Here is a 14,617-nt window from a genome sequence, read left to right as displayed (position 1 = left end):
CGGGCAAGCGCTACCCCTCACACGATCCTGTCAAACGCACCCCGGGGCTTCGTCTGAATGCTTGGAATTGGAACACTCTCAAAAAAGGTCTTCGGAACGCCGAACGACCGCAAGGTGAAGCGGATGCGGGGGCTTGTGGACCGCATCAACGCGCTGGAGCCGGAATTCGAGGCGCTGAGCGACGAGGGGATCAAGGAGAAGACCGAAGAATTCAAGAAGCGCGTGCAGGAGGCAGGCGAAAGCCTTGACGATCTTCTGCCCGAGGCCTTCGCCAACTGCCGCGAGGCGGCGAAGCGGGCGCTGGGCCTGCGTGCGTTCGACGTGCAGCTTCTGGGTGGGATCTTCCTGCACCAGGGCAATATCTCGGAGATGAAGACGGGCGAAGGCAAGACGCTGGTTGCGACCTTCCCGGCCTATCTGAACGCGCTGACGGGCCGGGGCGTGCATATCGTCACCGTCAACGATTACCTCGCCAAGCGGGATGCGGAGTGGATGGGCAAGGTCTATTCCGCGCTGGGGCTGAGAACCGGGGTGATCTATCCCGGCCAGACCGACGGCGAAAAGAAAGACGAATACGCCGCCGACATCACCTATGCCACGAACAACGAGCTTGGCTTCGATTACCTGCGCGACAACATGGAGCCGGAACTGAGCCGGATGCGGCAGCGGGACCATTACTATGCGATCGTCGACGAGGTGGATTCGATCCTGATCGACGAGGCGCGGACGCCTTTGATCATTTCGGGCCCGAGCCAGGACCGGTCGGAGCTTTACCGCACGATCGACGCGCTTATCCCCGAAATTCAGGACGAACATTTCGAACTGGACGAAAAGACGCGGAACGTCAGCTACACCGACGCGGGCAACGAGTTTCTGGAAAACCGGCTGCACGAGCTTGGGATTCTGCCGGAGGAGCACACGCTTTACGACCCGGAATCGACGTCGATCGTGCACCACGTGAACCAGGGCCTGCGCGCCCACAAGCTATTCCAGAAGGACAAGGAATACATCGTCCGGGATGGCGAGGTCGTGCTGATCGACGAATTCACCGGCCGGATGATGGCCGGGCGGCGGCTGTCGGACGGGTTGCACCAGGCGATCGAGGCGAAAGAGGGCGTCGATATCCGGCCCGAGAACGTCACGCTGGCCAGCGTGACCTTCCAGAACTACTTCCGCCTCTACGACAAGCTTGCGGGCATGACCGGTACAGCAGCCACCGAGGCAGAGGAATTCGGCCAGATCTATGGCCTTGGCGTTGTCGAGATTCCCACGAACATGCCCGTGGCGCGGGAGGACGAGCACGACCAGATCTACAAGGGCACGAAAGACAAGTTCGAGGCGATCGTCAGAGAGATCCGCAAGGCGCATGAGAAGGGCCAGCCGATCCTTGTCGGCACCACCTCGATCGACAAGTCGGAATTCCTGTCGGGGCTTCTGCAGAAGGAGGGTATCAAGCACAACGTGCTGAACGCCCGCCACCACGAACAGGAAGCCAAGATCATCGCCGAGGCCGGGGTGCCCGGCGCGGTGACGATCGCCACGAACATGGCGGGCCGGGGCACCGACATTCAGCTTGGCGGCAACGTCGAGATGAAGGTGCTGGAGGCGCTTGCCGCCGATCCCGAGGCCGATCCCGATGCGATCCGCCACAAGATCGAAGCCGAACATGCCGAGGACAAGCAGAAGGTTCTGGAGTCGGGCGGGCTTTTCGTTCTGGCGACCGAGCGGCACGAAAGCCGCCGCATCGACAACCAGCTTCGCGGCCGGTCGGGCCGTCAGGGCGACCCGGGACGGTCGGTCTTCTACCTTTCGCTTGAAGACGATCTGATGCGGATCTTCGGGTCGGAGCGGCTGGAAAGCGTTCTGTCGAAGATCGGGATGAAAGAAGGCGAGGCCATCGTTCACCCTTGGATCAACAAATCGCTTGAAAAGGCGCAGGCGAAGGTCGAGGGCCGGAACTTCGACATTCGGAAACACCTTCTGAAGTTCGACGACGTGATGAACGACCAGCGGAAGGTGATTTTCGCCCAGCGGCGCGAGATCATGGAGGCTGAGGATATCGGCGAGATCGCGCAGGATATGCGCGAGCAGGTGATCGACGATCTGGTCGACACCTATATGCCGCCGAAATCCTATGCCGAACAATGGGATACCGAGGGCCTGACCCAGGCCGTGAAGGACAAGCTGGCGATCGACGTGCCGGTCGAGGACTGGGCTGCCGAGGAAGGTGTCGAGAACGAGGAAATCCGCGAGCGCCTGATCCGAGCGGCGAACGAATTCATGGCGTCGAAGGCGGCATCCTTCGGCCCCGAGGCGATGCGCTCGATCGAAAAGCAGATCCTGCTCAACACGATCGATTCCAAGTGGCGCGAGCATCTTCTAACGCTGGAACACCTACGTTCCGTCGTGGGCTTCCGCGGCTATGCGCAGCGCGATCCTCTGAACGAATTCAAGTCGGAGGCGTTCCAGCTGTTCGAGAACCTGCTTGACGGGTTGAGATCGGATGTGACCGAGAAGCTTTCGCGCATCCGCCCGCTGACCGCCGAGGAGCAGGAGGAAATGCAGCGCCAGCTTGCGCAGCAGGTTGCCGCCGCCCGGCCCGCCACGGTGACGGTCGACATGGCCGACCCGGATGCGGAGGCAGAGGTCCCGGTTGGCACGCCGCGCGAGGGTTTCGACGAGAACGATCCCGAAACCTGGGGTAATCCCGGCCGGAACGAGGCATGCCCCTGCGGATCGGGCAAGAAGTTCAAGCATTGCCACGGGCGGCTTCTCTGAGCCGTCCGTGACCGATGCGTCACGGGCAGGCGTGGGTGGGATTTCCGCCATAAGCGCGCCACATCTCTGTCCCAATCCTTTGAAACATTTCGGTTTGATCCTCCTTGCCGGAGCACAAGGGTGTCGAACACGAAGCAAAAGATTGTCACGGCGGTCGTGACGCTGGCCGTTGCGGCCGGTGTCGGCCATGTGACGCAATACGGGCTGTCGGGCTTGGGCAGCGCCTCTGCCGTTTCGACCACGCCGGTCGAGGATGACGGCTTCACCCCCATTCCCACGCGCACCGACAACATGCTTCTGAAAGTGCGCCAGCCCGTCTTCCCGGCCCCAACGAGCGATACGCTGAGGCATGATGTGCCCGGCCTCGCGGCGCCGCTGCGTGAGGCGTTGCATCTGCCGGCGCATGCGCCGATCCGCATTTCCGCCCCCGTATTCGCGCCCGACCGGCCGCCGAGCGATGCCGAGATCAACCTGAACGGTTTTGGCATAGCGTGCCGGACGGAGCATTCGGTGAGCGCCGAACTGGGCGGCGTGATCCGGCTGCGCGTCACCTCGGCCTGTGCGCCCGGCGCGCGTGTGGACGTGACCCATGCGGGCCTCAGCTTCAGCGGGCTGACGGATGCGCAGGGGCTTTTCGACACCGCCATTCCGGCGATGACCGAGGCCGCCGAGATCACCTATCGGATTGAGGGCGGCGCGCCTGTCACGGCCGAGATCGACGTGCCCGACGCCAGTGCTTTCACTCGCGTCGCGCTGGCGTGGGGCGCCGGGGCGGACCTGTCGCTTCACGCGCTCGAATTCGGGGCGGGGCCGGGCAGCGCGGGCCATGTGGCGCTTGGCCGGAGGGCCACCGTCGACACCGCGGGCCGTGTGGTGCGGCTGGGCGACCCCGCGATTGAAGACAGCGGGCAGGTGGAAATCTATTCCTTCCCCGCGGGCCGGGCCCGGTCGGGCACGATCCGGCTTGCGGCGGCCGTCAGGGTGACGGAAGCGACCTGCGGCAACCCCATCGATCTGGTCAGCCTTCAGCGCGCGGGCGACGGCATCCCGCTGGAGCGGCGCCACACCGTTCCTCTTCCTGGATGCGCGGATGTGGGGGACATTCTGGTGTTGAAAAACATCCTCGATGATCTGAAAATCGCCGGCAACTGACCCCGGCACGGGACCGCTCCCCCATGTTTCGATTTTGTCTGACGGCAGGTCTGGCGGTTCTTGTCGCATCGGGCGCGGCCCGGGCCGACACGGTGGATCTGACGGCGCGGACCGGGACGATGACACTCACCGGCGAGCTTCTGAACTTCGACGGCACGACGTACCGGATTGCCTCGCAATACGGCATCGTGACGGTGAATGCCGATGCGGTGAACTGCGATGGGCCTGGCTGCCCGGGGCCGGACGGGTTTATTTCGGACTGGATGATCTCGGGGGCATCCGACAGCACGCGGGCGCTGATCCCGCCCCTGATAGAGGCCTTCGCGGCGGAGGAAGGGCTGGGCTTCGTGCGGCAGGTCGAGGATGCCAGCCACGAGCTTTACGTTCTGATCGACGTGGAGGCCGAGCGCGACGTGGCGCGCATCCGCCTGCGCCACACCACGGCGCGCGAGGGGTTTGCCGATCTCGTGGCGGAGACTGCGGATATGGCGATGGCGCTGCGCCCCCCGGGGGTGGATGAGCTGATGATGGCGGCCGATGCCGGACTTGGCCCGCTTGATGCGCCCGAACAGGCGCGGGTCGTGGCGCTTGATGCGATCGTGGTACTTGCGGGAAATGGCGTGGCGGTAGATCATCTGCCGCTCGGGGCGCTGCGGGGTGTATTGTCGGGCGAAGTGACGGGCTGGGCGGAGCTTGGGGGGCCCGAGGCGCCGATCACGGTGCACCTGCCAACCGCCCGATCGGGCGCATTCGGGGCGATCCGGTCGCGGCTTTCGGCGCAGATCCGGCGCGATGCGGTGCGCCATGACACGCCGGAGGCGCTGGCAGAGGCGGTGGCGGGCGATCCTTTTGGCCTTGGCCTGACGCTGTTCTCAGCCGGGCAGGCGGAGCGTGCGCTGGGGCTTTCCGGCCCCTGCGGCTATGTCGTGCGCCCGACGCTTCAGGCGCTCAAATCCGAGGACTACCCCCTGACGGTTCCGCACTACCTGCACCGCCCGAGTTGGCGGCTGCAGCCCGTGGCGCAGCGGTTCGTTCGCTTCCTCGGCACCGGCGCCGCGCAGGACGTGGTGGCGCGGGCGGGCTTTGCCGATCAGAAGATCGACGCCTGGCCGATGACGGCGCAGGGCGCGCGGCTGATCAAGGCGATCCGCGCCACGGGGCGCGATGTGGGCGCGCGGAGCCTGCGGCAGGTTCTTGACGTTCTCGGGGAGGCGGAGCGGCTGACGCCCACCTTCCGGTTCGAGGGCGGATCGGATGCGCTTGATGCGCCGAGCCGCGCGAGCGTGCGGATCCTGGCAGAGGCGATCCGCCGTGGCGAGATGGACGATGCGCGCCTGATCCTCGCCGGGTTCACCGATGCCGAGGGCGGGCCTGCCGCCAATGCCGATCTGTCACGGCGGCGAGCGGAAGCGGTGCGCGCCGCGCTGTTCGAGGCCTTGGGGCCCGACGAGGCGGAGCGGGTGCCCCTTGCGCTGCATGGGTTCGGAGAGGCGATGCCCATCGCCTGCGACGGCGGGGCCTGGCAAGGCGAAACCAACCGGCGTGTCGAGGTCTGGCGCGTTCATAGGTAACCCTCTGCCCGCAAGGAGATTTCCGCCGATTTTCCGATGATGAGGTGATCGTGGAGGGTAAGGCCCAACGCCTGCCCCGCGGCCTCGACCCGGCGGGTGACGGTGATGTCGGCCTCTGACGGTGTGGGATCGCCCGAGGGGTGATTGTGGACGAGGATCAGCGCGGAGGCGCCGAGTTCCAGCGCCCGTTTCACCACCTCGCGGGGGTAGACCGGCACATGATCCACGGTGCCTTCGGCCTGTGCCTCGTCGGCGATGAGCACGTTCTTGCGGTCGAGGTAGAGCACGCGGAACTGTTCGCAGTCGAGATGCGCCATGGCGGTGTGGCAATAATCGAGCAGCGCCTCCCAGCCCGAGAGCACCGGGCGATCCAGAACCTTCGCGCGCGCCATGCGCTGCGCGGCGGCGGCGACGAGTTTCAGCTCCACCGCGACCGCAGGCCCCGCACCCTCGACCCCGGCGATGCGCGATGGCGGCGCGGCGAGAACGCGGTTGAAATCGCCGAACGTGTCGAGCAGGCGGCGGGCCAGCGGCTTCACGTCCTGGCGCGGGATGGCACGGAAGAGGACGAGTTCGAGAAGTTCGTAATCGGGCAGCGCCTCGCCCCCCGCCGCCATGAAGCGCTCGCGCAGCCGCTTGCGGTGATCGCGCAGGTAGGAGGGCAGGCGGGCGGGCGCGACGGGGGCCGCGTCGAAAAGCGACGGCGTGACGTCGGAAAGCTGAGGCGGGTGGCGCGGCATGGGCCTCACCCTCGCCCGGTCATGGTGAAGGATGGGTTAATGCTGGGCTGATCGCTTGACAGCCCGGCACCCGGACCACAAGCATTTCCCGTTGCGAAGCGGATGGGCCAGTGGCGGCATCGCCGGCCACCGGCACGTATGTTCGTAGCCGGGTTCGACTCCCGTCTTGCTTTGGTGCAGCATTCAGGGTCTTGGGCCGGGGGCGACCCTTGGGCAACATCGATGGCCGGCCTGTGGATCGGATCCCCCTGACCATCGATGGCTTTCGGTTCAAGATCCGCCAATCAAAGGGAAGTGCCCATGTCCGGCGGACTGGTTTCGTTTCTGGGGATTCTTGCGGTCCTGGCCTTGGGGATACTGCTGTTGCGGTATGGTCTCGGCCGCCAGACAATCTGGGCCTGGCAGCGCGGCTTGCACTACCGGAATGGACGGTTCGAGAGGGTGCTGGAACCGGGCGCCTACTGGATCAACAAGCTGAGTGACCACGTCGTGCGGATTGATGTGCGTCAGCGCAGCCTGGTTCTGTCGGGGCAGGAGATCCTGACGAAAGACCGGGTCGCGGTGAAGGTGAGCCTGTCGTTCTTCCTGAACGTTTCCGATCCGAAGCAAAGCCACGAAGCGGTGATGAACGCCCTTTACGACCTTGAAGAGCGCGCCCGGCTAGCGCTGCGTGACGCGGTGTTCGGCATGACGCTCGACGAAGTGATGGAGGACCGCGAGGTCATTCCTGCGGCCGTCGAACAGGCGCTGGCGCCGGTGGCGGAGACGATGGGCTATGCCCTCAGCACTGTCGCGCTTCGCGATGTGATGCTGCCCTCCAACCTGAAGCGGGCCTATGCCGGGGTGCTGGAGGCGCAGAAGGATGCCGAGCGGCGGCTGGAGGCCGCGCGCGGCGAGCAGGCGGTGTTGCGGAGCCTTGCCAACACGGCGCGCATGATCGAGGGTAACCCGGCGCTGATGAAGCTGCGATTGCTGCAGGCGGCCGAGGGCGGCGGCAATGCCATTCACTTCGAAATGGGCGGGGTGCCGGAGGCGGGTGACGCCAAGGAGTGAGGCCCCTCAGCGGGACCTCAGCTTTTCATCGAATCCCAGAAGTTCTTCACCGCTGAAAAGAAGCTCGACGATTCGGGGTTGGTGTCGGTCTTCGACACCTCCTCGAACTCGCGCAGGAGTTCCTTTTGCCGCGAGGACAGGTTCACCGGGGTTTCCACCGCAAGCTCGAGATACATGTCTCCAACGCCCGCGCCGCGCAGCATCGGCATGCCCTTCTGGCGCAGCCGCATCTGCTTGCCCGACTGGCTTCCGGCCGGAACCTTCACGCGGCTGCGGCCGCCGTCGATCGTCGGCACCTCGATGTCGCCGCCAAGCGCGGCGGTCGTCATCGAGACCGGCACGCGGCAGTAAAGGTGCTGCCCGTCGCGCTGGAAGAGCGGGTGATCGGCCACCTCGATGAAGATGTAGAGATCGCCATTGGGCCCGCCGCGCATGCCGGCCTCGCCTTCGCCCGCAAGGCGGATCCGGGTGCCGGTTTCGACGCCTGCGGGGATGTTCACCGAAAGCGAGCGATCCTTCTGAACGCGCCCCGCGCCGCCGCAGGTGTTGCAGGGGTTCTTGATGATCTCGCCCAACCCCGAACAGGTGGGGCAGGTGCGTTCGACGGTGAAGAAGCCCTGCTGGGCGCGTACCTTGCCCATGCCCGAACAGGTCGGGCAAGTCTGGGGTTCGGTGCCGGCTTCCGACCCGCTGCCGTTGCAGGTGCCGCAGGAGACCGCGGTGGGCACGTTGATCGTTTTCTGGAGGCCTTGGAAGGCGTCTTCCAGAGAGATCCGCAAATTGTAGCGCAGGTCGGAGCCGCGCGAGGCGCGTTGCCGCCCGCCGCCGCCGCGCCCGCCCATGAACTCGCCGAAGAGATCGTCGAACACATCGGAAAACGCGCTGGCGAAATCGCCCTGCCCGCCGAAACCGGGGCCGCCGCGCGGCCCGCCGCCCATGCCGCCTTCGAAGGCCGCATGGCCGAACCGGTCATAGGCCGCCTTCTTGTCGGCATCCTTCAGAACCTCGTAGGCCTCGTTCGCTTCCTTGAACTGGGCCTCGGAGTCGGGATTGTCCTTGTTGCGGTCGGGGTGAAGCTCCTTCGCCTTCCGGCGATAGGCCTTCTTGATTTCGTCGGCATCGGCGCCCTTCGAGACCCCGAGAACCTCGTAATAATCGCGCTTGGCCATTCAGGTCGTCCCCTTTGAACGCGCTGGCCGGCCCACGGATACCGCAGACCGGCCGGTGGCGTTCAGTGCACGCGTCAAGAGGCGCGCTTGTCGTCGTCGAGATCTTCGAAATCGGCGTCGACGATTTCGTCATCCACTCCGCGCGGCCCGTCTTCGTCTTCCGACGGTTCGCCCGCGGCCTTCTCCTGCTCGGCCTTGTAGATGGCCTCGCCGAGTTTCATGGCCGCTTCGGTCACGTTCTGGATGCCCGACTTGATCTTGCCGGCGTCGTCGGTTTCCAGCGTCTCCTTGAGCGCGGAGATCGCCAGTTCGATGGCTTCGATCGTGGCCGGGTCAACCTTGTCGCCATGCTCTTCCATCGACTTTTCGGTCGCGTGGATGAGGCTTTCGGCCTGGTTCCGGGCCTCGACGAGTTCGCGGCGCTCCTTGTCCGCCTCGGCATTCGCCTCGGCGTCCTTGACCATCTGGTCGATCTCGTCGTCCGAGAGACCGCCCGAAGCCTGGATCGTGATCTTCTGTTCCTTGCCGGTGCCCTTGTCTTTCGCCTGGACGCTGACGATGCCGTTGGCGTCGATGTCGAAGGTGACCTCGATCTGCGGCATGCCACGCGGGGCGGGCGGAATGTCTTCAAGGTTGAACTGGCCCAGAAGCTTGTTGTCCGCGGCCATTTCGCGTTCGCCCTGGAAGACCCGGATCGTCACCGCGTTCTGGTTGTCTTCGGCGGTGGAGAAGATCTGAGACTTTTTGGTCGGGATCGTGGTGTTGCGGTCGATCAGGCGGGTGAACACGCCACCCAGCGTCTCGATGCCGAGCGACAGCGGCGTGACGTCGAGAAGGACCACGTCCTTCACGTCACCCTGCAGAACACCGGCCTGGATGGCCGCGCCCATTGCGACGACTTCATCGGGGTTCACGCCCTTGTGGGGTTCCTTGCCGAAGAACTTCGTCACTTCGTCGACGACTTTGGGCATCCGCGTCATACCGCCGACGAGAACCACCTCGTCGATATCGGCGGCCGAGAGGCCCGCGTCCTTCAGGGCCGCCTTGCAGGGGTCGATCGACTTCTTAATCAGGTCGGAGACGAGGCTTTCGAGCTTCGCGCGCGTCAGCTTCATCACCATGTGCAGCGGCTGACCGCCGTTCGGATCCATCGAGATGAACGGCTGGTTGATCTCGGTCTGCGACGAGGACGACAGTTCGATCTTCGCCTTTTCCGCCGCTTCCTTCAGACGCTGAAGCGCCATCTTGTCCTTCGTCAGATCGACGCCGTTCTCTTTCTTGAACTCGTCGGCCAGGTACTGGACGATCCGCATGTCGAAATCTTCGCCGCCGAGGAACGTGTCGCCGTTCGTCGACTTCACCTCGAAGAGGCCGTCGTCGATTTCGAGGATCGTGATGTCGAAGGTGCCGCCGCCAAGGTCATAGACCGCGATGGTCTTCGAATCTTTCTTGTCGAGGCCATAGGCGAGCGCAGCAGCCGTCGGTTCGTTGATGATCCGCAGGACTTCGAGTCCGGCGATCTTACCGGCGTCCTTCGTGGCCTGACGCTGGGCGTCGTTGAAATAGGCGGGAACGGTGATGACCGCCTGCTCGACCTTTTCGCCGAGATAGCTTTCGGCGGTTTCCTTCATCTTCTGCAGGATGAAGGCCGAGATCTGCGACGGCGAATACTTTTCGCCCTTCGCTTCGACCCAGGCGTCGCCATTACCGCCGTCGACGATGTCATAGGGCACGATGCCCTTGTCTTTCGTCACCTCGGCGTCATCCACCCGGCGGCCGATCAGACGCTTGACGGCGAAGATCGTGTTGTCGGGGTTGGTGACGGCCTGACGTTTCGCGGGCTGGCCCACGAGGCGTTCGTTGTCCGTGAAGGCGACGATCGAGGGCGTGGTGCGCGCGCCCTCCGCGTTTTCGATCACGCGGGGCTGCGAGCCGTCCATGATGGCGACGCAGCTGTTGGTTGTCCCAAGGTCGATACCGATGACTTTGGCCATGCTCTGTTGTCCTCTCTTTCGGCGATGTACCGGGTTCGCGGCCCTTGCGAGGCACCGCCGCCCGATCCCAGAGTTTGGGCCGAGGCATACCCCGGCCGCGTTCGGGGGGTATATAGGGAGGGGTTGGGGGCGCTGCAAGCGCGCCGATGCCCTTGAAAACAGGAAAAAGCGAGTCGTTTCCGATGGAAGACGGGCAGGCCGGGGCGAATGGGATCGACTTGCGCGGCGCGCGTTATTTCCCGGGCTTTCTCGACCGGCCCGCACAAGAGGCACTGGTGGCGGCGGTGCGGGGCGTCGTGGCGGCTGCGCCGCTCTTCCGGCCTGAGACGCGGCGGGGCAAGCAGATGTCGGTCAGGATGACCTCGGCGGGGGCTGTGGGCTGGGTGTCGGACCGGCGGGGGTACCGCTATGAGCCGCGCCATCCCTCGGGCGTGGCGTGGCCGGCCATCCCGACCGAGGCGCTGGCTGTCTGGGAGGCCGTGGCCGGAGTGGAACGGGCGCCCGATACCTGTCTTGTGAACTACTACGATGCGGAGGCGAAGATGGGCCTGCACCAGGATCGCGACGAAGCCTCGTTCGACTGGCCGGTGGTGTCGATCTCGCTGGGGGATGACGCGCTGTTCCGGATCGGCGGGAGAGAGCGTGGCGGACGGACGGAAAGCCGGTGGCTGGCCTCGGGCGATGTCGTGGCGCTTGGCGGGGCCGCGCGGCTGGCGCATCACGGGATCGATCGGGTGCGGCCCGGATCGTCGTCGCTTCTGCCGAAGGGCGGGCGGATCAACCTGACGCTGCGGGTGGCCGGCGTCAGCCCGTAAGGCGGCCAAGCCATGTGGTCAGGATCTGGCCCGCGAGGATCGCGCCCTGCGCGTTCCGGTCGGCCGAAGGCATGAATTCGCACATCGTGATGCCCGCGATTTCGGCCCGCGCGGCGACCCGGTCGAAAAGATCGATCACCTGCCAGTAGGACAGCCCGCCTGCGGTGGGCGCGATCAGCGCAGGCATGATACCGGGATCGAGCGCATCGAAATCGAAGACGACGGCAACGCGCGCGCCATCGGGAAGAGGCGCAAGCGGATCGGCCTCTTCAAGCCCGCGGGCGGGGAAGAAATGTACGCCCCAGTCGCGGGCGGCGGCCACGTCGGCCTTGCGGGCGGAACCAAGGCCCCGCTGCCCGATCTGGATGATGCCTTCGACATGATCCATTTCGGAGGCGCGGCGCATGTTCGACGACAGCCCCATGCGCTCCCCCTCGACCTCGTCGCGCCAGTCGATATGGGCATCCACCTGCACGATCCAGAGCGGTTCGGGGCCGAGCGCGTCGAGCACGGGGATGGGCACGGAATCGTCGCCGCCGAGGATCACGGGCACCACACCCTGGGCGCGGAGCGCGCGCACCGCGCCAGACAGCGCGGCACGGTTCGCCGCCCCATGTTCGGCCATGGGAAGGTTGCCGCAATCGACCACCGCACCCTCGGGAAGGGCCGGGCGTCCGAGATCGAAGTTCCAGTGCGACTGGATGCCGGCATAGGGCGCGCTGCCCTGCCGGATCGCATCCGCGCCGCCCGCGCAATACGGGCCTACGGCCGGGTAGGGCGTGGCTGTGTCCGCCCCGAGGATCGCCACATGGGCCGGCGCGGCATCAGCCACGGGGCGGCTTTCGAGGCCAAGGAAGGTCGACATATGGCTACCGCCGAACATCAGCGCCAGCGCCGACGCGGGATCTTCGTATTCAGCGCCCGGCAAGGCTGCAGCATCCGGAGACAAGGGCCGGGCCCTCGCCGGTCTGGCGAAGGAAATCGGCGGTCAATCCGTATTCGCGATCCGACATGCCGTCGGTGCAGGCGACGTAGGTTACGATCAGTTGCGCGGGCCCCGCATCGCCCGACATGAGGAACGCGGCCCGGTCGCGCCGGTTGAGGGACATCATCTCGTGCCCGAGGGTCAGCACCTCTTCGTGATCCGGCTCTGAATAGGTTGGCACCTCGCGGGAGAAATCGAGCGACCAGAACGGTTCCGTCCCGAAGCAGCCACGCACGCGCGGGATCTGGCCGAACCACTGCCCGGGCTGCGGCACGACGTAGCGCAGAGAGACCCAGCCGGTGCCTTCGCCGGTGTTGACCAGGCCCCAGTCGAAATCCTCGCTGGGGCGGATCACCTCGATCCCCTCGGCGTCATGGGCAAGCGTGCCTATGATCGCAGAGGCCGCGCTGGGATCCGACCGGATGTTCAGCACATCGTCGGGGGCCACGCCAACCACGTCGTGCAGTGCCGGCCAGGCGTCGATGGTGGCGGCGGCGGGCGTCGCGCAGCAGAGAAGGAGGCCCAGAAGCCACCTCATCGCTTCGCGTTCCAGCTCTGTGAAGAATGCTTGCGGGTGTAGAATTCGCCCATCAGCCCGAGCGTGACGCAGGCGAGGCCCACATAGATCGGATAGCTGACCGACGAGAAATGCGGATTGTAGTTGATGAATGCGAAGCCGCGTGCCTGGTCGATGGTGTGAAACAGCGGGTTCCAGTCGAACATGGCCAGCATGTAGGCCGGCAGCGTATTCGCCAGAAACATCTTGCCGCTGGCGATCATGTTGGCGCGCTGCAAAAGCTGCGAGAGGATGCTGACGAATTGCGGGGCCCAGGGCTTCAGTGCGAAGAACAGCATGCCGATGGCCGAGCCCGTGAACCACGCCAGAAGCAGCATGGCGTAGGCCCCCTTGGGATCGTAGATTTCGATCGGCCCCCAGCCCGCGTTGTAGAAGAACAGGATCAGGATCACCGTCAGCGTCTGGATGTAGAGCACGCCAAGAGCGGCCGAACAGATCGCGATCGCGGTGTTCATGTTGAGGTGGTTCATCATCGAGGAGGTCGCGCCCTCGGCCCCGAGGACCGCGCCGATCGCCTTGATGTGCGTGAGGAACAGGAAGATCCCCGACATGATGTAGAGCAGGAAGTCGCCCCGGACGGCCATGCCCCTGAGCCCCAGAACCGTGAACATCGCGTAGAACACCGCGACCATGATCACCGATTGCATGATGTTGATGCCCAGTGCCGCAAGCGCATTGCCATGAGTCTTGCGCACCGACCGAACGGTGTTGTGATATATCAGCCGAAGCATGTTCCGGCCGGAGCCGAGCATGCTTTTCTGAACGCGTCCTTCGAACATCGCTCGTCCTGCCTTGTGTCCCGTCGCCCCCGCGTCTCCATCGTGCGCGAGGTTCTTGCCGATCGGTGACAGGGTGAGCATAAGGCGCCGAGTCACCGAATTCAAACGCGCAAAGGGCTATATGATGGATTATCCGAGACTTGCGTTGGAAATGCGTCGGCTGGCCATCGAGGCGGGCGAAAAAATCATGGAAATCTATGAGCGTGACGACATGGGCGTGCGCGCGAAGGCCGATGAAAGCCCGGTAACGGAGGCCGACGAGGCCGCCGATGCGCTGATTTCCGCCGGTCTGAGCGCCGCCTTCCCCGATGTGCCCCTTGTGACCGAGGAGCAGGCGCAGAGCCATTCGGTCGAGGCGCGGACCTTCCTTATCGTCGATCCGCTCGACGGGACGAAGGAGTTCGTGCAGCGGCGCGGGGATTTCACGGTGAACATCGCCTATGTCGTTGACGGGCGCCCGGTGCGCGGGGTCGTCTATGCGCCTGCGAAGGGCCGCCTGTTCATGACCGATGCCGACGGCGCGTCTGTGGAGGAAAGCGGTTCGTTCGATCCCGGTGCGCCCGGCGCGGTTCGGCGGATTGGCGTGACAGAGCCTGACAACGCTGCGCTGACGGTCGTCGCGTCGAAATCGCACCGGGATGCGGCGACCGATGCCTATATCGCGCGCTACGCCGTGGAGGATTTCCGAAGCGCGGGTTCGTCGCTCAAGTTCTGCCTCGTGGCGGCTGGCGAGGCCGATTTCTATCCACGCCTCGGCCGGACGATGGAATGGGATACGGCGGCAGGCCACGCGGTGCTTCTGGGCGCGGGCGGCGAGGTGTTGAGATTCGATGACCACAGCCCGCTCGTCTACGGCAAGTCCGGCTTCGAGAACCCGTTCTTCCTGGCTCGTGCGCCCGGTGTCGAACTGGTTCCCAGCGAGGCACAGTGAGCAGGTGCCTGCCCGAGATTATTGCGGTTTGTGCAACAACGCTTCGGCCGGCGGAAGACTGGTCTCGCAAATC

General features: G+C 65.2%; 12 protein-coding genes. 6 read left to right on the top strand and 6 right to left on the bottom strand.

Annotated elements, in window-relative coordinates; all coding sequences use genetic code 11:
• The first annotated feature begins 57 nt into the window (after positions 1 to 57).
• From secA to RXV90_RS03345, 3 genes are all read left to right on the top strand, one after another.
• Positions 58 to 2,778, top strand: coding sequence for a preprotein translocase subunit SecA (gene secA, locus RXV90_RS03355; protein ID WP_316646870.1), 2,721 nt, complete (start codon positions 58 to 60; stop codon positions 2,776 to 2,778).
• Positions 2,779 to 2,898: 120 nt separating this feature from the next.
• The gene (locus tag RXV90_RS03350; protein WP_316646869.1) at positions 2,899 to 3,930 is read left to right on the top strand and encodes a hypothetical protein; all 1,032 of its coding nucleotides are present in this window, start codon (positions 2,899 to 2,901) and stop codon (positions 3,928 to 3,930) included.
• A 23-nt stretch (positions 3,931 to 3,953) separates the two neighbouring features.
• Positions 3,954 to 5,501: a substrate-binding domain-containing protein gene (locus tag RXV90_RS03345; protein ID WP_316646868.1), complete on the top strand. Its 1,548-nt coding sequence runs from the start codon at positions 3,954 to 3,956 to the stop codon at positions 5,499 to 5,501.
• On the opposite strand, the gene radC is transcribed toward RXV90_RS03345, so the two are convergent.
• The gene (gene radC, locus RXV90_RS03340; protein ID WP_316646867.1) at positions 5,492 to 6,241 is read right to left on the bottom strand and encodes a RadC family protein; all 750 of its coding nucleotides are present in this window, start codon (positions 6,239 to 6,241) and stop codon (positions 5,492 to 5,494) included. The genes RXV90_RS03345 and radC overlap by 10 nt on opposite strands.
• 300 nt (positions 6,242 to 6,541) lie before the next feature.
• Between radC and RXV90_RS03335 the strand changes: the two genes are divergently transcribed.
• The gene (locus RXV90_RS03335) at positions 6,542 to 7,294 is read left to right on the top strand and encodes a slipin family protein (RefSeq protein WP_316646865.1); all 753 of its coding nucleotides are present in this window, start codon (positions 6,542 to 6,544) and stop codon (positions 7,292 to 7,294) included.
• A 17-nt stretch (positions 7,295 to 7,311) separates the two neighbouring features.
• Here RXV90_RS03335 and dnaJ read toward each other — a convergent pair whose 3' ends face one another.
• Both dnaJ and dnaK read right to left on the bottom strand, forming a co-directional pair.
• Positions 7,312 to 8,463, bottom strand: coding sequence for a molecular chaperone DnaJ (gene dnaJ / locus RXV90_RS03330; protein ID WP_316646864.1), 1,152 nt, complete (start codon positions 8,461 to 8,463; stop codon positions 7,312 to 7,314).
• A 74-nt stretch (positions 8,464 to 8,537) separates the two neighbouring features.
• A complete protein-coding gene (gene dnaK, locus RXV90_RS03325; RefSeq protein ID WP_316646863.1) occupies positions 8,538 to 10,457 on the bottom strand; it encodes a molecular chaperone DnaK in 1,920 nt (639 codons plus the stop codon).
• A 182-nt stretch (positions 10,458 to 10,639) separates the two neighbouring features.
• Here dnaK and RXV90_RS03320 point away from each other — a divergent pair, with 182 nt between their 5' ends.
• Positions 10,640 to 11,272, top strand: coding sequence for an alpha-ketoglutarate-dependent dioxygenase AlkB (locus RXV90_RS03320; protein ID WP_316646862.1), 633 nt, complete (start codon positions 10,640 to 10,642; stop codon positions 11,270 to 11,272).
• On the opposite strand, the gene RXV90_RS03315 is transcribed toward RXV90_RS03320, so the two are convergent.
• The 3 genes from RXV90_RS03315 to RXV90_RS03305 are packed head-to-tail and all read right to left on the bottom strand — an operon-like array spanning position 11,262 to position 13,613.
• The gene (locus tag RXV90_RS03315) at positions 11,262 to 12,200 is read right to left on the bottom strand and encodes an arginase family protein (RefSeq protein ID WP_316646861.1); all 939 of its coding nucleotides are present in this window, start codon (positions 12,198 to 12,200) and stop codon (positions 11,262 to 11,264) included. The two genes, RXV90_RS03320 and RXV90_RS03315, sit on opposite strands and share 11 nt — an antisense overlap.
• Positions 12,187 to 12,795: a peptide-binding protein gene (locus tag RXV90_RS03310; RefSeq protein WP_316646860.1), complete on the bottom strand. Its 609-nt coding sequence runs from the start codon at positions 12,793 to 12,795 to the stop codon at positions 12,187 to 12,189. The genes RXV90_RS03315 and RXV90_RS03310 overlap by 14 nt, the downstream gene beginning before the upstream one ends.
• A complete protein-coding gene (locus RXV90_RS03305; protein WP_316647161.1) occupies positions 12,792 to 13,613 on the bottom strand; it encodes an ABC transporter permease in 822 nt (273 codons plus the stop codon). Before RXV90_RS03305 ends, RXV90_RS03310 begins: the two co-directional genes overlap by 4 nt.
• A 124-nt stretch (positions 13,614 to 13,737) precedes the next feature.
• Between RXV90_RS03305 and cysQ the strand changes: the two genes are divergently transcribed.
• The gene (gene cysQ, locus RXV90_RS03300) at positions 13,738 to 14,544 is read left to right on the top strand and encodes a 3'(2'),5'-bisphosphate nucleotidase CysQ (RefSeq protein ID WP_316647158.1); all 807 of its coding nucleotides are present in this window, start codon (positions 13,738 to 13,740) and stop codon (positions 14,542 to 14,544) included.
• Positions 14,545 to 14,617 lie beyond the last annotated feature (73 nt).

The organism is Ovoidimarina sediminis, from assembly GCF_032586175.1.
GTDB classification, from domain to species: Bacteria; Pseudomonadota; Alphaproteobacteria; order Rhodobacterales; family Rhodobacteraceae; genus Ovoidimarina; species Ovoidimarina sediminis.
This window is presented reverse-complemented; position numbering and strand designations above follow the sequence as displayed.

Coding starts and splice junctions, on each gene's coding strand:
- RXV90_RS03310 (WP_316646860.1), bottom strand. CDS start 12,795: ATGAGGTGGCTTCTGGGCCTCCTTCTCTGCTGCGCGACGCCCGCCGCC.
- secA (WP_316646870.1), top strand. CDS start 58: ATGCTTGGAATTGGAACACTCTCAAAAAAGGTCTTCGGAACGCCGAAC.
- dnaK (WP_316646863.1), bottom strand. CDS start 10,457: ATGGCCAAAGTCATCGGTATCGACCTTGGGACAACCAACAGCTGCGTC.
- radC (WP_316646867.1), bottom strand. CDS start 6,241: ATGCCGCGCCACCCGCCTCAGCTTTCCGACGTCACGCCGTCGCTTTTC.
- dnaJ (WP_316646864.1), bottom strand. CDS start 8,463: ATGGCCAAGCGCGATTATTACGAGGTTCTCGGGGTCTCGAAGGGCGCC.
- RXV90_RS03335 (WP_316646865.1), top strand. CDS start 6,542: ATGTCCGGCGGACTGGTTTCGTTTCTGGGGATTCTTGCGGTCCTGGCC.
- cysQ (WP_316647158.1), top strand. CDS start 13,738: ATGGATTATCCGAGACTTGCGTTGGAAATGCGTCGGCTGGCCATCGAG.
- RXV90_RS03345 (WP_316646868.1), top strand. CDS start 3,954: ATGTTTCGATTTTGTCTGACGGCAGGTCTGGCGGTTCTTGTCGCATCG.
- RXV90_RS03320 (WP_316646862.1), top strand. CDS start 10,640: ATGGAAGACGGGCAGGCCGGGGCGAATGGGATCGACTTGCGCGGCGCG.
- RXV90_RS03305 (WP_316647161.1), bottom strand. CDS start 13,613: ATGTTCGAAGGACGCGTTCAGAAAAGCATGCTCGGCTCCGGCCGGAAC.